General features: G+C 36.4%; 14 protein-coding genes. 5 read left to right on the top strand and 9 right to left on the bottom strand.

What is annotated here, in order from left to right; genetic code table 11:
- Positions 1 to 342 precede the first annotated feature (342 nt).
- From ACU1LP_RS07720 to ACU1LP_RS07760, 9 genes are all read right to left on the bottom strand, one after another.
- The gene (locus tag ACU1LP_RS07720) at positions 343 to 1,899 is read right to left on the bottom strand and encodes a helix-turn-helix transcriptional regulator (RefSeq protein ID WP_445735982.1); all 1,557 of its coding nucleotides are present in this window, start codon (positions 1,897 to 1,899) and stop codon (positions 343 to 345) included.
- A 415-nt stretch (positions 1,900 to 2,314) separates the two neighbouring features.
- Positions 2,315 to 2,929, bottom strand: a complete 615-nt coding sequence (locus ACU1LP_RS07725; protein ID WP_445735983.1) for a DEAD/DEAH box helicase — start codon at positions 2,927 to 2,929, stop codon at positions 2,315 to 2,317.
- Between the two features lie 50 nt (positions 2,930 to 2,979).
- Positions 2,980 to 3,993: a zinc-binding metallopeptidase family protein gene (locus ACU1LP_RS07730; protein ID WP_445734033.1), complete on the bottom strand. Its 1,014-nt coding sequence runs from the start codon at positions 3,991 to 3,993 to the stop codon at positions 2,980 to 2,982.
- Positions 3,994 to 4,106: 113 nt separating this feature from the next.
- Positions 4,107 to 4,685, bottom strand: coding sequence for a YceI family protein (locus ACU1LP_RS07735; protein WP_445734034.1), 579 nt, complete (start codon positions 4,683 to 4,685; stop codon positions 4,107 to 4,109).
- Between the two features lie 108 nt (positions 4,686 to 4,793).
- Positions 4,794 to 5,363 carry a Crp/Fnr family transcriptional regulator gene (locus tag ACU1LP_RS07740; protein ID WP_445734035.1) on the bottom strand — a complete coding sequence of 190 codons (570 nt, stop codon included), beginning with the start codon at positions 5,361 to 5,363 and terminating at the stop codon, positions 4,794 to 4,796.
- Between the two features lie 376 nt (positions 5,364 to 5,739).
- Entirely contained in the window at positions 5,740 to 6,189 is a 450-nt protein-coding gene (locus tag ACU1LP_RS07745; RefSeq protein WP_445734036.1) for an FKBP-type peptidyl-prolyl cis-trans isomerase, read from the bottom strand.
- Positions 6,190 to 6,405: 216 nt separating this feature from the next.
- Positions 6,406 to 8,166 (bottom strand): ABC transporter ATP-binding protein, encoded by a 1,761-nt coding sequence (locus tag ACU1LP_RS07750; protein WP_445734037.1) that lies wholly within the window; start codon positions 8,164 to 8,166, stop codon positions 6,406 to 6,408.
- 524 nt (positions 8,167 to 8,690) lie between these two features.
- Positions 8,691 to 8,915 (bottom strand): group II intron maturase-specific domain-containing protein, encoded by a 225-nt coding sequence (locus ACU1LP_RS07755; protein ID WP_445734040.1) that lies wholly within the window; start codon positions 8,913 to 8,915, stop codon positions 8,691 to 8,693.
- A 49-nt stretch (positions 8,916 to 8,964) separates the two neighbouring features.
- On the bottom strand, positions 8,965 to 9,378 hold the full coding sequence (locus tag ACU1LP_RS07760) for a reverse transcriptase domain-containing protein (RefSeq protein WP_445734038.1): 414 nt from the start codon (positions 9,376 to 9,378) through the stop codon (positions 8,965 to 8,967).
- 385 nt (positions 9,379 to 9,763) lie between these two features.
- On the opposite strand from ACU1LP_RS07760, the gene ACU1LP_RS07765 reads away from it, so the two are divergent.
- The 5 genes from ACU1LP_RS07765 (at position 9,764) to ACU1LP_RS07785 (ending at position 21,191) form a co-directional block, all read left to right on the top strand.
- Positions 9,764 to 12,898, top strand: coding sequence for a glycoside hydrolase family 2 TIM barrel-domain containing protein (locus tag ACU1LP_RS07765; protein ID WP_445735984.1), 3,135 nt, complete (start codon positions 9,764 to 9,766; stop codon positions 12,896 to 12,898).
- A gap of 102 nt (positions 12,899 to 13,000) precedes the next feature.
- The gene (locus ACU1LP_RS07770) at positions 13,001 to 14,398 is read left to right on the top strand and encodes an Ig-like domain-containing protein (protein WP_445735985.1); all 1,398 of its coding nucleotides are present in this window, start codon (positions 13,001 to 13,003) and stop codon (positions 14,396 to 14,398) included.
- Positions 14,399 to 14,430: 32 nt separating this feature from the next.
- Complete coding sequence (locus tag ACU1LP_RS07775) at positions 14,431 to 15,279, top strand: glycoside hydrolase family 16 protein (protein ID WP_445735986.1); 849 nt, start codon at positions 14,431 to 14,433, stop codon at positions 15,277 to 15,279.
- Positions 15,280 to 15,290: 11 nt separating this feature from the next.
- Positions 15,291 to 17,588 (top strand): PKD domain-containing protein, encoded by a 2,298-nt coding sequence (locus ACU1LP_RS07780; RefSeq protein WP_445735987.1) that lies wholly within the window; start codon positions 15,291 to 15,293, stop codon positions 17,586 to 17,588.
- 144 nt (positions 17,589 to 17,732) lie between these two features.
- The gene (locus ACU1LP_RS07785) at positions 17,733 to 21,191 is read left to right on the top strand and encodes a hypothetical protein (RefSeq protein ID WP_445735988.1); all 3,459 of its coding nucleotides are present in this window, start codon (positions 17,733 to 17,735) and stop codon (positions 21,189 to 21,191) included.
- Positions 21,192 to 21,243: the final 52 nt, after the last annotated feature.

Here is a 21,243-nt window from a genome sequence, read left to right on the forward strand (position 1 = left end):
ATAATTTTTTTAATGAAACATCTTTTTTTGTCATGTACTAAAGTCTTTTAATAGAAAAAGGAGTCTTTGCAGACTCCTTTTTACATCCCTAAAATCAACTTTTTTGCCAATAACATTTTTTGTTTACTTGCTTAATAATATTAAACAATTCCAACCTCTTAGAAAACAAAAATATTTGGGTTACTGAAAATCAGTTGTTAATCAATAGCACTGCAAATATCTTAAACTGCAACTGTTTTCACATTGTTTTTCACTACGCAATTATTACACGGTGCCCATTAATATGTGTTAATATGCTGTTTTTGCAACGGAAATGACAATTAAATCAATTAGAATAGAATTTTATTGTACTTGGGTGTTCTTGAAAGTTTTTTTAAGATGCTTTACTAAGGTTGTATCATTTTTATCAAAATCGTAATCGATCTTTTTTGAAATCCTATAACGTTTACTTTCTAAAGCTCTAATGGATGTATTTAAAAACAGGGCGATCTCTTTATTTTTAAATCCCATAAACAAGTAATAGCATGTAATAACTTCAGAATCGTTTAATTGAGGATATTTTTTATGGATTTGATTGAAAAATTGAATATTCAAATCGTTAACCAGTTCTAAATGACTCTCACTTTTATCTAAAAGTGTCGATGAATTAATATGCAACTCTTTATAAAGTTCCTTAATTTTTTCACGCTGACTTGAAACATCATTGACTATAGAAATTTCTTTAATATCCTTTTTCAGACTGCCAATGTATTCTTCTAAACCATGGATCTTTCCTGTTAATTTTTCGTTAGTTGATCTTAAATACGAAAAATCACTTACTTTATCTTTAAAATGCTTCTGTTTAAATTTTTGTTTTCTATAATAAATAATATAGAAAATGCTTAAAAAAGATAACATGCAAAATAAGAATACGGCCAAAACACCATTCCAATATTTTTTATTCCTTTCAGATTCCAGTTCAGATTCGGCGTGCATCAATGGGGTATTCAATTGAATACTTGCATCTACCATATTATTGAACATCTTCTTTTCAAAAAGCATTAAAGAATCTAAATAAACCTTTGATTGTTCAATATTGCCATAATACTTATAGACTTCAGAATTTAGAGCTAAATAGTCCTTAATAACACCTTCACCCATAAAATTTCTATGTTTAGTGGACTTAGACAGATAATATTCGGTAGAGTCCAATTGTTTTTTTGAAAAATAAACTTGTGCCAATGATAAATTAATAGCGACTTCAAATGAAAAATAGTTGTATTTTACTATTGTGGGATTATCTTTTAAGGATTTTAACTCTTTAAAGCTAGCATAGGCATTTTTAAAATCTCCTAATTCAATATAATTAGCAGTTAACATATACATAGCAAAAACATGGAAATATGCATCATCTTCCACTTTTCTATAAGCATCTAAATGTGTTAATATTAATGCATTGCTAGCTTTATAATCTCCATCAAGAAATTTAACATAAGCGCGCATTTGCTCAATTTCCAAAAGTCCATTAGCATAGTTATCTAACTTATAGTACTTTTCGGCCTTTTCTAAATAGACATAAGCCAACGTGTCTCTTTTAGCAAAATAGATGTTCGCAAATAATTCTAAACAAGCATTCCCTGCAATTAAATAATTCTTTTCTTTTTCGCCATATTTTAGAGCTAATATATAACTTTGATATACGTGGACATACTCACCTTCATAATCATAGGCCAATGCCATAATGTTATAATAATCCGCTAAGCGACCACTAATGGTTTTCTCTAAAGGTTTTGGTATGGAATCCAAGAAAGATAAGGCCTTGGCTGATGAATCGTCAATATAAAAATTAGCGGAATCAACAAAACGCGCATAATTGGCTTCTTTTCCTTTTTGGCCATAAAGAAAAGATGCGCTTAACAAAGTATAAAATATTATAAAAAAAAATTTAATTGTATGCAGCTGTTAAGTGATTTGGACAAAATATTGTATGAAAGTTTTTGTTTACAATATAATAAAGTAATCCACAATTCCATTTCTAAAATTGAAAAATAAAATTTTAATTGTTTAAAATGCAAACGTCTCCTTAATTTAATTGCATTATTTTCAAATAAAATGCATATAATCCAAAAAAAAAATATGTGCGTGATTTCTCCCAACGACGAAATGACTAGGAATACACAAATGATTCACAATTGAGACATCACATAATAAATTTAGATTTTTGATGAATTTAAAAAGAGAATAGAGATGCTTATCAGTTACTTGTTATCAAGTCTTTATTCTTGATTCTATCCGCAAAGCGGTCTTGATTCTTTATTGGAAAACAATAATTATTTTATCCCTTAAAATTAATAATTTGCGCAAGATTCATAAACGATTCGCGCCAACGTTCAAACCGCATATCATAGTTATCGGTAAAAACGAGGTATTGGCACCTGCCAATGCTTTCCGGGGTTCTTGTTACCTCGGCAAAATGATTGTTTCTAAATAAAAAATCGGCATCGTCAATAATACACATTTGTAACTTGTTCAAATTAATGCCGTTCAAGTAAAATATCCTGTTTAAACGTTTGGGCGTTGCTATCACAATATCGGTACCTAGATATAGTTCTTCGCGTTGCAGTTCCAAGTTATGCTCTTCATAAGCACAATACACACGCAAGTCGGTGCCTCTTTTATAGATGTTGAAAATTTCGGCAAGTTCTAAAGCTTCTTGTTTATCTTTTACAAATATTAAAGCACGGGGCGCATCTTCAAACGCTTCTTTTAAATGGTTGATGACACTTATCACGATACTCGTTGTTTTTCCAGAATTCTTTGGCGCGATTACAAATAAACTTGCTCCACCTTTTATTTTGGAAAGAATTTCTTTTTGAAGTGCATTAGGGCTTTCGATACCTTGGCGTTTCAAGTTATCTTTAAGTGATTGCAATAATTTTTTAAAAGACATTTAAAAGCGTGGATTTTTTTATAAAGGGTAAAGATAGCTTTTTAAAAGGACTAACTAATTTCGGTTTTTAAAAGATTGTGGATAAAAGTGAGTTTTTCCACGACTTTGCCCGGAACCACAAAAGGATAGATATCGGGCAAGCCCATAGATCTGTTCAAACTGTTGGATGAACAAGTCAATGCCACGCTTCCTTTAAAGATTTCTTGGAAATCATGAGTAATATAAGGGTCCACACACCTGTCCACCACCAATTGTTGCACATAGGGTGCTTCTGGGTCAAAGCATACGCCGAAGCTGTTTGCTGTTTGCAAAGTGTCCATAATATGTAAATAATGCGCCCAGGTTTCGGCCCAATCTTCCCAGGGATGGGAACTTGCATATTGGCTTATAAAGTTTTGGTGCCAGCCGTTCGGAGGGCCATTTTTATAATGATTTTCCAATGCCTTGCCATAATCCAAACGTTCGTTGCCAAATAAATTTCTATAAGATTCCATATTGGAATCGTTAAACAAAAGCGTCCAATAATAATGTCCTATTTCATGCCTAAAGTGCCCAATCAAGGTTCTGTAAGGCTCGTCCATTTGCTTGCGTATCTGTTCCCGGTTTACGGAATCTGCTTCATTTAGAATGATGGTAACAACGCCATGGGCATGACCAGTTACTGCTTTTTTATCATTATTTTCAGATAAAAAATCAAATGCCACACCATTATCATGGATCATTTTAGATTTTACGGGTAATTTAAGTTTAAGCAATTGGTAAATTAACCGATGTTTGGCATTTTCCAGTTTTTGCCATTTTCCAAAATAATCTACCTGCGATCTATCGGGCACTATACGGTTTAAACTACAAGCTATGCAATAGTCTGAATTAGTATCAACAAACCAGTTGCACACACCCCAATGATGGTTTGCACAATATTTTGCAGCGTTCGCACCCGATCCATTAGGTATTTCAAATTTTTCCAATAACGGATTATAGCCTAAATTGGTGTTGCAATATTGGCATGTGGTATTCTCAAAAAAAACCGGTGCATTACAATTTGGGCATTCAAAAATTTTCATGGTCTATTAAATAAGTGCTTCTAAAAACAAAACAAATGTAATGAATTTCAATAGGCACCATTAAAAAAGGCATCCAATTCTGAATGCCTTTTTCGCTATTAATCACTTTATGCTTAAAACTCTAAATCTGAAACCAAATCGAATTCATCATAAATGGCTTTGTCTTTTAAATTCTCGAAAAAACTAGTTGAATTGTACTCAACACCAAATTTTGTTCGATCGACTTTTAAAGAAGCAGTTGCTTTATTACCATAAATGGACATGGTAAAAGTAATGGGGTTTGTTTTTCCTTTAATGGTTAAATTGCCTGCAACGGTATAGGCATTTTTACCCGAAGCCACTACTTTTGTAAATACCAAACTAGCTGTGGGATGTTTTTCAACTCCAAAAAAATCATCCGATTTTAAATGGCCTTCTAATTTCCCTTTATACTCACCTTCCAAATCTGTGCTCACCAAAGTGGCCATATCCATCACAAACTCGCCACCAACTAATTTGTCGCTTTCAAAATTCAAAAAACCAGACTTGATATTAACTGTACCTTCATGCGACCCGGTTACTTTATAACCTTTCCAAACTACTTTGCTTTTATCAAGTTTGATTTCTTTCTTTTCTGCTTTTATGTTGGTAAAAGAGAATGCCGTAAAAGCTACTAAAGCTACGATTGCTAAATTTTCAATAGTGTTCTTCATAATATTTTTTATTTGATGTTAATTAAATTCTTGTGGTACAAATTTAGTGCATACAGCCTTAACAGAAAATAAAGTAGTTTATGAAATGAGGTTAAACTAGATTAACATTTATGCCTGACTTTTAATTTTACTGAGGAATTCTTTTGTGATGCCCAGGTAAGAAGCAATCATATATTGCGGTATACGTTGTTCTATTTCGGGGTATTGCTGCTTAAAATACACATATTGCTCTTTTGCGGAAAGACTAAAACTTCTAACAATGCGCTTTTGTGAGGCTACAAATGCTTTTTCTATAATTTGCCTAAAAAAACGTTCCAGTTTAGGTATTTCGCTATACAAGTCTTCAATAATATCGTGCGAAAACATAACAAGCTCTGTGTTTTCCAAACACTGCACATTAAAATCGGCTGGGGTTTGGGTAATGAAACTTCCCATATCGGACGTCCACCAATCTTCAATAGAGAACATTAAAATATGCTCCTGCCCTTCTTTATCCACATAAAATGTTTTGGTGCAACCGGACAGCACAAAACATTCATATTTACAAACATCGCCTTGCTGAACCACATATTGACCTTTTAAATAGGTTCTTACAGAAATTTTGGATTGTAAATAGGCAATTTCTTCATCAGTTAAACTAACGTAGTTATTTATGTAGTTAAATAAGGGGTCTATCATGGTGATTAGAATCTTGAAAACATATTTGGAATTTAGTTTAATACATGACAAAAATTAAAAGATGTTACATTGAGCATTATTGAAATGAAAATATATTTTCATTGAAAGCAGCTAAGCGAAGCTTACAAAATGTTATCAATGTCTTCGACTGCGCTACCATTGTCATCGTATTTTATATATTTGATTTTCAAATATTTAAATATCACTCAGATTTTAAAAACACCCCTAAAGTCCCCTTTAGGGGACAATCCATACTTTCAAATTTTCAGTTTCAAATTCAATTTAATTGTCAACAATATCGCTTGATAAATTTTTTTATCTGTTGCCTCAGACTGACATCCGGATACTATCAATTTTTGTTATGTAATCAGTAAATTTAATAAACAGAAATAAGTGCCACATCAAAAATAAGCACGGAACCACCTGGAATCCCATTATAATAATCAGGTCCGTACGCCAATCGGGAAGGCACCAATAAAACACCGTTACCGCCTTCCTTAAAATAGGTAATACCTTCTGTCCATCCTTTTATAACGTTTTTAAGATTTGTTTTATAACCTTCTGTGTTTTGGTCGAACACCTTTCCATTGGTAAAATACCCTTTATAGGTAACCGTTACATTTGAAGCGGAACTGGGTTGCTCTCCGGTGCCTGCTTCGTTGATTATATAATACAATCCTGTTGAACTTTTTTGGGCCACCAGATTTTTATCACTGATATAATCCAGAATCTCTTTTTCATTGGCTTGTGTATAATCCTTAACAGAATTATCCGAAGAACAAGAAATAATAAACAACAGCAAAAAGGGTAACATGATTTTTTTCATAACTTTATTTTTTAAAACAAATATTTCAGTGCATTACAAAAACGTCTACTACTTATTAAAAGAATTACTATTGCTGCTTTTAACCCCTCCGCCTTACGGCACCACCCCTTGAAAAAAGGGGAGGAATTTTTAAGAGACTTTTTAAGTAATTTAAGCTTAATCAGATTTTTGAAATGTACTTTAAAACAAATATAACAAACAGAAACACTTTAAAAGCTAAATTTTTGCTTGGTAGGTATATAAATCATAATACCTGCCTTGTAATGCAATAAGCTGGTCGTGGTTACCACGCTCTACAATGTGGCCCGCTTCTATGACCAAAATTTGATCTGCTTTTTTTATGGTGCTTAATCTGTGGGCAATCACAATGGTGGTTCTATCTTTAATCAATTCACCCAAACTTTTTTGTATCAATCCTTCACTCTCGGTGTCTAAACTAGAGGTGGCCTCATCTAAAATAATGATTTTTGGGTTCGCCAAAATAGCACGTGCAATGGCTAAACGTTGCCGTTGGCCACCCGATAATTTAACACCACGCTCGCCAATCAAGGTATCCAAACCATCCTCAAACCGATCGGTAAATTCGTTTACATAAGCTACTTTTACGGCATTTTGCAATTCGGTTTCCGTGGCATTGGGACGCGGGAATAGAATATTTTCCCTGATAGTGCCTTCAAATAAAAATTCATCTTGCAACACCACGCCTAAATACTTTCGGTAGGTGCTTAATTTTACTTTGGATAAATCTTGATTATCAATGGTGACTTTCCCAGATTTGGGCGTTAAAAATGTTGCCGAAAGTCCTGCAATAGTCGATTTTCCAGAACCCGAACTACCCACCAAAGCCGTTACCGTTCCTGCGGGTGCTGTAAAATTGATGTTGTGCAACACCTGTTTGCCTTCCTCATAAGAAAAAGACACATCGGCAAATTCAATGGTGCCTTTTAAATCTTTTAGCTGAACGGTGCGCTGTTGGTTGTCTTCTTCCGCAGTCATGTTCATCAGTTCCTCGGTTCTATCCAAACCAGCCAACGCTTCGGTAAGTTGGCTCCCAATATTGCTCATTTGAACAATGGGCGCAATCATAAAACCGAGAATCAACGTGAAGAATAAAAAATCGCCCATAGTCATTTCTCCCAAAATCATATAATAACCTCCAATGCCCATAATGCCAGTAGTGGCGACCCCAATTAGAAAAGTTGAAGAGCTCGTCATAAAAGCAGTAGCGGTCAAGCTCTTTTTTACGTTCTGATACAATTTATCAACGCCTTTTTCAAAAACCAGCTGCTCCTGTTCTTCTGCATTAAACGCTTTAATAACCCGAACGCCAGCCAAAGTTTCGGTTAATCGCCCGGTTACTTCCGCATTTATTTTTCCGCGGATTCTAAAAATGGGTCGGATGTATTTAAACGCTTTCAAGGCGATGTACCCGAATATTGAAAGCGGTACAAAGACAAAAAGTGTCATCCAAGGATTTAATTTTATTAAAATAACCAACGAGATAATGGCGGTAAAACTGCCACCCACCAATTGGACCAAACCTGTGCCAATAAGGTTTCTTACCCCCTCAACATCGCTCATGATTCTTGACACCAAAGCGCCAGATTTTGTATTGTCGAAAAAACTAATAGGCAACGACAGTACCTTTTTTTGAACCTGTGCCCTAAGTTCACTGATTAAAAATTGTGCTTGAACACTTAAAATTCGGGTCAATAAAAAAGAGGTGACCGCTTGCACCAAAATAGCAATTAAAACAATGGTTATCAAGGTGTAAAGCTGGCTATAATCCTTATTGGGCACTACCTCATCCAACAGTACTTTACTTTGCCATGGTAAAATTAAACCCGATATACTTTTTATAATGATTAAAACCAACCCGATAAAAACCAGATTTCGCCGTGGCCAAATAATGGTTTTAAAGGCCTGTGCCATGGTTATTTTAGATGTGGTTGTATCGGTATCTTTAAGGTGTTTCATTTAGCAATGTCTTTGATAAAAAATAGAGGGTAAAAATAATCATTCTATAGTTTGTATTCTGTTAATGTTTGTAACTAGGGTAAAAAGTTTTTAAAACGGGCTTATGTTACTTATAAACTCGTTATTTAATATGTTTTTTTGCTTTGCGGTTTCTTGTGTCTTACCTGCCGGCAGGAAGGGTCACAAAGTTTCACACGTCCCGATAGCTTATCGGGGGCACAAAGATTCTTGAGTTCCTAAAAGCGTTTGCTCTATATATCTAACTGAATCAGTTTAGGTTAGATATCCAGAAGTTTTAAAAAGTAATAAAATTGTCAATAGTTATTGCGTTGGAACGCTCAAATAACTCAACTTGACAATCGAGTAGGAAGATAGGGATTAGTTCCCTATCTGTCCTCTCGCACCACCGTGCCTACCGTTCGGTACACGGCGGTTCTTTAATTTATGCCTTTGACTTTCTTGTAGGAAATCAACGAAAAGTGTATAGCCTGCTTGTTTTAGATGTTTGTTGGTAATGGTTCTACTCAAGTATGCCGGTAGCTTTTCCTTGTATTTGCATATTCCCAAGCTTTATATTTCGCAATACCCAACTTGATGAGATTTCCAAAACGGGGCATTATCCGTTTCCATTGTTTCCATATAATAGCCCGTAAACGTCTGCAATACCATTCGTCCACTTTTGGAAGCAGGGATTTTATGTCTGCCAGCCTAAAGTAGTTCACCCAACCAACAATATAGTGGTTGGGCACCAATTTCCGTCGTGCATTGCCCAACCGTTGCTCCTTGATGTGAGCGTTCTTATCCGCTCTTTTTCATCTTGGCTAGGCTCTTGGCATGTACACGTAACCGTCCTTCTACTTTCTTTACGCAGAAAGAATATCCCAAGAATTTTATCTTAGAGATGTAAGCTACCACCGTTTTCTCCCTGTTCACTTTTAAGGAAAGTTTGTTCTCAATAAAATTCACGGTACTCGTCAGCGTTCTTGACATCAATTCTATCAGTTTGTTCTGGTTTACTGTATCAAAGAACTTTTCCAAGTCCATATCCACGGCATATTTATATCCTTCTGTAATATAGTCCTTGTATTTGTTCAATGCTTGGTGTGCGTTCCGCTTTGGCATGAAACCGTAGCTGTGCGTTGAAAACTGCTTCTCGTAAATAGGGGAAAGCATGTTTGGTTTTATAGAGTTTCCAGCACTACGAAAGGTCAAGAAAAACGAAGATAGTTTTATATACAAAGAAAAGTGGAAAATCGAATACTTTAAGAATTTGTTAACTAAAGCCCACCAATTGAACTAACAGACTATCGTTAAGGGGTGTAACTATACAACAAAACAAAATTATACCCATACAACACCACAACATCCAGTTGTTTTTTCACCTCCAAACAATTTTTTATTCAATATGAATTTCTCTAAAACAGCTATAAATTATTAGCATTTAGGCAATAAAGAAGCTATTTTTTTACCATGTATGTTTTTTGTTGGGGCGTAAGATGAAGAATCGGCAATAGTTATATTTAATTTTACACACAACCGAGATCTCTGTCTTAAATAACCAACGACTAGATAATAATGACCAGTTAAACTAATAAACATGAAAAAAAACTTTCTAAAATTAACCTTCTTTTTATTTACAACGATTGTATGTGCTCAGGCAGATAAAGTAACTGTTATAAATGATGATAGAGGAATGACATTGACCGTCAACGGAAAAAGCATGATGATCAATGGCATGAACTGGGATTACTTCCCCATAGGCACAAACTTTACTTACAGCTTATGGAAACAATCGGATGATGTTATTAAATCAGCTTTGGATACTGAAATGGGCTTGTTAAAGAACATGGGGGTAAATACCATTCGGCTTTATACGGGCATCCAACCCAAGTGGGTTAAGTACATTTATGAGAATTACGGTATTTACACCATGCTTAACCATTCCTTTGGGCGTTATGGCTTAACCATTAATGGTGCTTGGGTACCGGTTACCGATTATAGGGATCCAGCAACACAAAAGCTGCTCATGGCCGAAGTAACTAAAATGGCTGAGGAGTATAAAAACACCCCCGGAGTATTATTGTTCTTGTTGGGAAATGAAAACAATTATGGTCTTTTTTGGGCAGGAGCCGAAACAGAAGATTTTCCTGATGATGAAGAAGAAAAAAAGTTTATAGGTGAAAAACGCGGAAGGCCCATGTATAAACTTATGAACGATGCCGCAGTTAAAATGAAGGCCATTGATTCGGCACGTCCGGTCGCCATAAATAATGGTGATATGCTATTTATTGATATTATAGCTGAAGAATGCAAAGACGTTGACATCTACGGGGTTAACATGTACCGAGGAAAATCATTTGGTGATGCTTTTAAGGTAGCCAAAGAAAAACTGAACAAACCCATTTTATTTGCCGAGTTTGGAGCCGATGCGTTCAATGCCATTGAAAACCAAGAAGACCAAAAATCCCAGGCTTACTACTTGGTAGAAAACTGGAAGGAGATTTATCAAAATGCTGCAGGCCTAGGTAAAGCAGGAAACTCTATTGGAGGTTTTACATTTCAGTTTAGTGATGGCTGGTGGAAATTCGGTCAAACTAAAAACCTAGAGGTGCACGATAACAATGCGTCTTGGTCTAACGGGGGTTATGAAAGCGACTATAAAGTAGGCGAAAACAACATGAACGAAGAGTGGTTTGGTATCTGTGCCAAAGGCCCAACAAACCAAAGAGGCACTTATGATCTGTACCCTCGGGCAGCTTATTACGCTTTAAAGGAAGCACATCAACTAAACCCTTATGAAAAAGGCGTGGATGCCGATTTTGTTAAAAACCATTTTGACAACATCCAATTAATGGACGCTGTTTTAAGGGCAAGAGGCGATAAAGCGGCTTTATCCGGTGGAAGCTCAGAAAAAATAAGATTAAGCAATCTAAGAGTAGAATTTACCACATTTAATACAGGCGGTAGTTTATTAACAACACCAAAAACGCCAGACCCTGACAATCAAACGTATCCAAATCAAGTAGGGTTTGATTACATGCAGTCTTATTTTGTAGGTGTAGAAGGGAATCCTACTGCAAACATGCGTGCCGAGGTAAACTTCAACATAGTGGGCAATGTAGCCCTAAACCCTATAGATGAAATTTTTTATGAAAACAGGGCGAGACCATATACGGTAAATACAGACAATGGAAATGTAGATGTAACAGACCCAAACAGAGTGCAAGTTTACAATGCCTCTTATGAATGGAATGCCAAAGAGTTCGATTTAAGAGGGTTTTATAGAACGGGCCATTACCATTGGGGTTATGAAGGCGATTTTTTTGGTTTATATCCAGAAGCTAATTACGGTCCCAATTTAGATATTTATAATGGCGAAATATTGGGTGTTGAGGTCGATGGAAAGGGTGCTTTAAATGGCTTTAAAGCCGCTTTCGGACCCCAATTGTGGTGGGGCGCAAACCCTGCCGTATTATTAAAATACGGCCGTAAATTTGGAAAATATAATATCACAGGTATTTATCATGAAGATATTGATGATAGAAATGACGCTGTTACATCTATTGCAATACCATTGCCAAAAACACGTAGAGCCACGCTTCATATAGAAAGAGAATTTGGACCTCTTGGTATTCAAGTTGGAGGTATTTGGGGAGGCCAACCGTTAAACGGTAGGGAATTTCAATTTACCGAAGGCGAACCTGGAAACTATATCGTTTACACCGATAAAATTAACGAAAATGATAATTGGGGCGCTAAAGCTAAAATTACCTATGTTAAAGGTAAATTTAATTGGTACGCACAAGGTGCTGCTATGGGATTGGTTGCCAATGGTGGTGGCGATTATACGCAAACATTTACTGGCTGGCGATTAAAAGATAGTGGAAGCGGAAACCAAACCAATTTCTTATCTGGATTCTCATACTCTGTAGGTAATTTTCAAATTGCACCAAACTTCTTATGGCAAAAACCAATTGTTGGTCCTATGCCAAATGATGTAGCGGCACCAGGAAGACTAAGAAATGTTTTTGATGACCCTTTTGCTGTTAGAGCAAATAGAGAAACAACAGCAGGAGAACTTTTATTAACCTACGATCCAACACCAGGTACTTGGATGTATGAGTGGGATAATGATAGAGCTGAAGATGCAAAATTAGCATTTAATTTAGGTTTTGTTTTTCGCCACCTTCCAACAGCACAAGATGCTGCCATTGGTTTTTTAGCGAATAGAACATTATTTGCTTTTCCAAACTCTGCACCTGCACAAGATTTATGGGAGGCGCATACACGAATTGTTTCAAAAGTAAATCCAGATTTAGGACTTATTGCGAACTTTTATGCAGGTAACGCACAAGCAAACGGTAGTGATGACAGACTAATTACCCGCATAGGAGGCGATATTAGAATCCTTTATAATAAAATTAAAGTAGTACATTCTTTTAAAATAGACGATTGGGGCCCTTTTGATTATAATCGCGATTTCAACCTTACCTACCCTGTTCAGTTGATGTTGGATGTATCAACATCCATTGGAAAACCCGATTGGTTTATTTTACCAAGCACAAAAATTGGGATTCGGGGCACCTGGCGTTCTTTGAATGAAAATTCACCTAGATACAGTCCTAACACAGCCCTTCCGTTTGCCCCGGGGCCTATTATAAGCCCTGTTGGCTTTGGTAATGGAAACGAGTGGGAAATTAGAACTTATGTACATATCAACATTGGAAAATAAAAAATATAGAAAATGAAACATTCATAATTAAAATTTCAATACGCAAAGAAATCATTAAATGAATGTTACATCTGACAAATAAAAAACAATAAAAATATACAGATGAAAAATATAAAATTTATGTATTCAAAAATAGTACTTCTTTCAGGATTGCTTTTTATGATAACCACTGGCTGTGAAAGAGAAGCTTCAGATGATGCAGCCTTTGCTACACTTCCAAATACACCAGCCATTTTTATTGACGGATTTAGTGGAGGCTTGGAATATTTCCCATTTGCTGGTTCAAGGCTAAATGCTTTTACCGTTGACACCGAAACAAAATATAAAGGAAGTGCTTCCATGCGATTGGACGTTCCAAATGTTGGAGATCCGGAAGGTGCCTATGCAGGTGCTATTTTTCCAGACAATAGTGGTCGCGATTTATCGGGCTATGATGCGCTAACATTTTGGGCAAAGGGTACACAATCCGGTACTATAAACGAAATTGGTTTTGGAAATGATTTTGGCGCCAATAAGTTTATGGTTACTAAGAAAAATTTGCGCATATCTACCAACTGGAGAAAATATAGTATTCCAATTCCTGACGCATCAAAACTTACGCAAGAAAAAGGGCTGTTTTGGTATTCAGAAGGTCCAGAAAATGGAGCCGGTTACACCTTTTGGATTGATGAGTTAAAGTATGAAAAATTAGGGACCATCGCACAACCAAGACCAGACATATTTAATGGGGAAGATCTGAATTTAGACACTTTTATTGGTGTTACATTACCAATAACAGGTTTACAACAAACCTTTAACTTAGGTACAGGCATCAATGAAACAGTGAGCCCTGCACCAAGTTATTTTGATTTTAAATCATCCGATCCAACGGTAGCAAGCGTTAATGAATTAGGGATTATTACCATTATCAGTGAAGGTAAGGCAGTTATAACGGCCACTTTAGCAAACGTTAAAGCTAAAGGATCGGCAACAGTAAATGTATTGGGCAATTTTACTTTTGCCCCCATACCAACAAGAAACCCCAGTGATGTTATTTCTATTTTTAGTGACACCTACACAAATGTGCCAGTCGACTTTTTTAATGGGTTTTGGGAACCTTTTCAAACCACACAATCTACCGAACTTGTTATTGACGGCAACAAAATGTTGAGCTATACGAATTTTAATTTTGTTGGTAATCAATTTGCTAACCCAACAGTAGATGCCACCGAAAGATCCAATTTACATGTTAACATGTACATTCCTGGTGATATACCTTCAAACCTAGACTTTTTAATTACGGTACGAGATTTTGGTGCCGATAAAGCCGATGGCGGTGGAGATGACACATTTCAGCAAATATTTTTTAAGGCATCTGATTTTGCCCCAAACACCTGGAGCACTTTAGAGGCGCCTTTAACCTTGACAAACAAGAACAATATTGGGCTTATTATTTATGAAAATATTAATGGCTCCCCATTGAAGAGTTTTTATTTAGATAATATCTATTTCTATAAATAAAATAGCGTTTTAAAAATTTAAAAATAACGAATATGATAAATCAATTTAAAATAAATTTAAAAGGCATATTAAAGAAGGGGCTTTTTTTAACGGCACTGTCTTTCGTGGCTTTAAGTTGCTCAACCGACGGCACCCAAACAGTTGCTAGGTTTTCCGTGCTAGTTATGGCAGATGAGTTTAATACCGATGGAGCTCCTAATCCTGCCATTTGGGGTTATGACATAGGTACAGGCAATAACGGTTGGGGCAATAACGAATTGCAATACTACACGAACCGAACTGAAAATGTTAAAGTAGAAAACGGCGTGTTGATTATTTCTGCTAGAAAAGAATCGTTTAACGGATCTTCCTATACTTCTGCAAGACTTTTAACCAAAGGAAAACTGGAACAGACTTACGGCCGTTTTGAGGCGCGTATGAGATTGCCTTATGGGCAAGGCATTTGGCCTGCGTTTTGGCTGTTGGGAGACGATTTGAACGGGACAGAGGTTTGGCCCCAAATTGGCGAAATTGATATTATGGAATATGTTGGAAACAAACCTACAAGCGTATTTGGTACGGTTCATGGCCCAGGCTATTCAGGAGGCGAATCGATAAGTAAATCTTATGAACTAATGAATGATAGGTTTGATACGGGCTTCCATGTTTTTGGAATAGAATGGGGTCCTGATTATATTAATTACTACGTTGATAATGTATTGTATAATCAAGTTACACCCAAAGACGTACCAGGGGAATGGGTGTTTAATCGTGGCCCATTTTATATCATTTTAAATTTAGCCGTTGGTGGGTCGTTACCAGGTTCTCCAAATGAAGAAACCGTATTTCCTCAAAACTTGCTTATAGATTACGTAAGAGTATATAAAAGTAGTAACAACTAATAAAAAGGACAATGAAAAAATCAATCAAAACATTTAAACAGATTTCAATTTTAATCTTGGCTATAACCTTGTTGGGTTGCGAAGATGACGCGGTTTTACCAAAAGTTGTTGCTGGCTTTACGCATACCATCGATGCTCAAACAGGAACGGTTACTTTTATAAATATTTCAACAAAAGCAACCAATTATAGCTGGGATTTTGGAGACGGAACCAGTTCTACACTTATTGATCCAGTAAAAACATATCCAAGCGGTACGTACACCATAGTTTTAAAAGCTTCAAATGTTGCAGGGGCGTCCAGTTCTTATGAGGATACCATTACCATAAACATCCCATTAGGAATTACATTGCCTGTTACTTTTGATACTGCCAATGTGGCTTATAAGGTTGCCACTTTTAATGGCGCCTCTTTCGCAATTGTCGATAATCCGGCAGTTTCAGGAACTAATAATAAAGCATCTAAAGTTGGGGCGATAACAAACAGCGGAAAAGCATTTGAAGGTATTAATTTCGATTTAAGCGCCCAAGTTGATTTAACGGCCAATAAAACAATTAAAATGAATGTTTGGGCAAATGCGCCAGTAAGTGTTTTATTGAAACTTGAAAAAGGCACAGGTGCTGATGTTGAAGCAACCACAAATCATGGTGGTACGGGATGGGAAAGTATGTCGTTCAATTTTACGTCTTCAAGTAAATATACAAGACTCACATTGTTTGTTGATGGTCCTGGAACCAAAACAGGCACCTTCTATTTTGACGATATCGAACAAATAGAAACACCGCTGCCTCCATGTACACCAGAAACAGCGCAATCGCTTCTTGCACCAGACTTTAATTTAACCTTCCAAACAGATCCATCGGCTAGTATTGTAAAAGATGGTGGCGATTTTGAGTGGGTAACAAACCCAGATATTTCTAGTGCTTTAAATACGTCGTGTAAAGTGGGTAAGATTGTTAGAAGTGCCAGCCTTCAATATGCGAATACTCAAATCAATGTTGCCTCTGCATTTGATTTTACCACCAAGTCAGGATTTAAAATGAAAGTTTGGTCTCCTGCCATAGGAACGAAGGTTACCGTAAAACTTGAAGGAGGCGTTGTTACAGAAGTATTAAAAACAACGACGAAAGCGAATGAATGGGAAGAATTAACCTTCGATTTTGCCGGTAGTGCAACCGGTAATAATAAGATAGTGTTATTCTTTAATATAGATTCATTCACCACTGGGACGTTTTATATTGACGACTTCAAGCTTTATGGTACCGGTTCAGGTGGCGGCGGCACATGTACAGCAGATGCTGCGGAATCATTAAATGCAGCAGACTTTAATTTAACCTTTAACACAAACAATGTGGCTGTTATTCAAGACGGTGCAACATATTCTCGAATCGCAAACCCAAAAACAGATGCTGTGAATGGGTCGTGCTTTGTGGGCAGTGCAATAAACACCAACACAAACCCTTGGGATAATGTTCAAATCAACCTAGCTTCAAAATTAGACTTTAATGCCAACGCAGGCTTCAAAATGAAAGTGTACTCCCTAAAAGCAGGAACAAAAGTAACCATGAAACTTGAAGAAATTGGAGCTGCAGGAAATAACTCTGGTGATGTGGCGGTAACAAGGACTAAAACGGGCGAATGGGAAGAACTAACCTTTCCTTTTCCTGCTACTGCAAGCGGTAAATTTAACAAGATTGTACTGTTCTTTGATTTAGAATCAAAAAATGGTGATACCTATTATTTTGATGACCTTAAACTTTACGCTCGCTCAGGTGGCGGTGGCGGTGGTGGTGGCGGCACTTGTACTGCGCCATCGGGTGACTTTATTGCAGATGGTGGTTTTGAAGCAAATGCGGGATGCTGGCAATTGATAAATAATGGTGGTTTGGTATCAATATCTACAACCATTAATAATGGTGGAAGTAATTCAGGTCAAATAAAAACAGCACCATTAAAAAACCCTGCTTTAAAGCAAGAACGATTTGGTGTTGGTGTCATTCAACCAAATACAAAATATGTAGTTAAGTTCGATATTAAGGCAAATGCCGCTGATATGCCCGCAGACGGTGCCGTTTTTCAAGTGTTTGCATTCTCTGAGCCCGCTGAAGGCTCTATAGATCCTGCCACACAACATATTTTGAATGCGGGCAATGCAAATTTTCCAACAAACTGGGAAACGAGGTCGTACACATTTACCACCGCTAGTAAGGTTGACGGTGGAGTATCCATATTGTTAGAATTGGTTTGCGGTGGAGGCTCATGTAGAGGCACCGTGAATATTGATAACGTATCTCTTAAACTGGCGCCTTAATCGAACGAGCCAAGAGGTATAACATCAGTAATATAATTGAATAATTGTTATAAATAGAGTAAAAAAGGCTAGCACAAAGCTATTTGATAGCTAGCTTTTTTTTTAAATAAATAGTGAAAAACCATAAAAAATCAAACGTAGTCAATGAATCATACTATGGATAAAACAGAAGACATGGCTTCAGTAAAGTCAAATAAAGTCGTTGGAGAATTAATTAATATTAACAATGAATCTTATTACAAGATTTCCAATAGCGATGCCATGCGCCCATTTTTTATGAGCATTGTAAGCGATTCCAATCATTGGATGTTTATTTCAAGCAATGGCGGATTAACGGCAGGAAGAAAGAATTCCGAATCGTCCTTATTTCCTTATTATACTGATGATAAAATAGCAGAATCAGCAGATATTACCGGGAGCAAAACCATCTTCCAAATTCATATCAAAGGGAAAACCTATGTGTGGGAACCTTTTTCCATAAGGCAAGCAGGGTTATACCACATTACCAGAAATATATACAAAAACAAGTACGGAAACAAAGTTGTTCTTGAAGAAATCAATACCGATTTAGGGCTTACTTTTAGATACCAATGGAGCTCTAGCAATCAATTTGGGTTTGTAAAAAAATCAACTATCATAAACAACGCTTTTAAAAACATTAACCTTACTCTTTTGGACGGATTACAGAATGTTTTACCTGCTGGAGTAACTTCCGATTTGCAAAACAGCAGAAGTAATTTGGTTGATGCCTATAAAAGAAACGAATTACTGCCCGAAGTAGGGTTGGGCATTTATGCGCTAAGTGCCATTATTGTTGATAAAGCAGAACCAAGTGAAGCGTTAAAAGCCAACATGGTATGGGCTACTGGTATTGAAAACCCAAAGTATTTAGTGTCGTCTTTACAACTTGACGATTTCAGAAAGGGAAACAACATCGAACAAGAAATAGACATTAAAGCCGAAAAAGGCGCGTATTTTATATCTTCAGATTTAGAATTGGAAGCTAATTCAGAAAAAAACTGGCTGTTTGCTGCCAATGTCAATCAATCCATAACAGGCATCAACGCCATTTCCAAAAGCATTAAAAATAACCCCAATATTTCTGAAATTGTTCAAAAGGACATTGATGCGGGCACCAAAAATTTAATTGAATTGACCGCGAGTTCAGATGGGTTGCAATTAACAGCAGATCCTTTAATAAATACCAGACATTTTTCTAACACGCTTTTCAACATCATGCGTGGAGGTGTTTTTGATAATGGCTATCACATTGAAAAAGAGGATTTCGTAAAATTTATTTCAAAAGCAAATAAAGAAGTTTTCAAAAGCGAACAAAATACATTAAACGCATTCCCTGGATTCCTTTCTTTAAATGATTTAAAACGTATCGCTGAAAAGAGTGACAACTATCATTTCAAACGGCTTTGTTTGGAATATTTACCACTAAAATTCAGTAGAAGACATGGCGACCCAAGCAGACCGTGGAACCGTTTTTCCATTAACACCCAAAGCGAAATTGACGGGTCTAAAATTTTGGATTACGAAGGAAACTGGCGCGATATTTTTCAAAACTGGGAAGCTTTGGTGCATTCCTATCCGGAGTTTATAGAAGGCATGATCCATAAGTTTTTAAATGCCACCACATTTGAAGGCTACAACCCATACCGTATTACAAAAGATGGTTTCGATTGGGAAACCATTGAAGAAAACGATCCGTGGTCGTACATTGGTTATTGGGGCGATCATCAAATTATCTATCTTTTAAAATTCTTGGAATTTATTGAAGACCACTACCCTAGCCGACTTGAAAAACTTTTCGGCCAAAACATTTTTGTCTATGCCAATGTGCCTTATAAAATCAAAAGCTACGAGGACACCCTAAAAAACCCGAAAGACACTATTGATTTTGACCATAAATTAGATGCTAAAATCAATGAACAAAAAGCTGTTTTAGGAGCCGATGGCACTTTATTGAATGATAAAAATGGTTCAATCTATAAGGTCAATTTAATTGAAAAATTATTGGCGACCGTATTGGCAAAAGTATCCAACTTTATACCCGAAGGCGGTATTTGGTTAAATACCCAACGCCCCGAATGGAACGACGCCAATAATGCGTTGGTGGGTAACGGTGTATCGATGGTAACGCTCTGTTATTTACGCCGTTTTTTAAACTTCTTTAATGGCATTGTTTCAAATTCTGAAACCGATAAGGTTGAAATTTCAGAAGAATTGAACAGCTTTTTTAATACTGTTGTTAAAACCCTTCAATCCAATAAAACGATGCTCTCTGGAAATGTGTCCAATAAAGACCGGAAAACAGTTTTAGACGGTGTTGGTAAAGCGGGAAGTAATTATAGAGCGACTATTTACAAAAACGGATTTACCAGTCATAAATCGGCGGTAAGTAAATCAGGATTATTACAATTCATCGCCATCACCCAACAGTATTTGGAGCATACCATAAAAGCCAATAAGCGTGCTGATAACATGTATCACGCCTATAATTTGATGACGGTTGAAAACGATAATGAAGTGTCTATTGCGTACTTACCAGAAATGTTGGAAGGACAGGTGGCAGCATTAAGTTCTGGGTATTTATCGCCTTCGGAAGCACTTGATCTACTCAACGGATTAAAAAGCAGTTCACTATTTAGAGAGGACCAGTACAGTTATATTTTATATCCGAATAAAGAATTACCACGCTTTGCCAAAAAGAACAACATTCCTTCTGAAAAAGTGGAGGAATCCAGCTTGTTAAAGCAATTAATAAAAGACGGGAATTTTCAAATTGTTGAAAAGGATGTTTTAGGCAATTATCATTTTAACGGTAATTTAAATAATGCCAACAGCTTGAAGGATGCTTTAGCGAGTTTGCCAAAAGATGCTTATCAAGAATTGGTTGAAAAAGATAAAAAGCTATTGCTTGATATGTTTGAGGCCATTTTTGACCATAAATCATTCACAGGACGATCAGGAACCTTCTTTGGATACGAAGGTTTGGGTTCCATTTATTGGCACATGGTTTCTAAGTTATTATTGGCAGTACAGGAAAACTGTTTGTTGGCCATTAATAACCGTGCAAGTGAAGAAATAATCGGTAAACTATTAGACCATTACTATGAAATAAATGCAGGCATTGGGGTGCATAAATCGCCCGAATTGTACGGGGCATTCCCCACCGATCCATATTCGCATACACCCGCCACAAAAGGTGCACAACAACCGGGAATGACAGGTCAGGTTAAGGAAGATGTGTTGAGCAGGTTCGGGGAATTAGGCGTGTTTGTTAAGGACGGTAAATTAAGTTTCAATCCGCGGTTGCTTCAATTAAGTGAATTTTTAAAAACACCCGAAACTTTTAACTATACAACTGTCAATAAAGAAGAAAAAAATATTCCGTTAGAGACAGGTTCACTTTGTTTTACTTATTGTCAAGTCCCTGTTATTTATAAACTAGCTGGTAAAGAGCGTTTGGAAGTGGTGTTCAATAATGGGAAAAACCAAAATTTTGAAAACTTAACTATAGATGCACCTGTGAGCAAACAAATTTTTGAAAGAACAGGCGATGTTAATCAAATATTGGTTTCGATTAAAAAATAGATTATGATAAAGACCTGTCAGGTTTTTAAAACCTAACAGGTCTAAAACCAAC

The organism is Mariniflexile sp. (genome assembly GCF_052728615.1).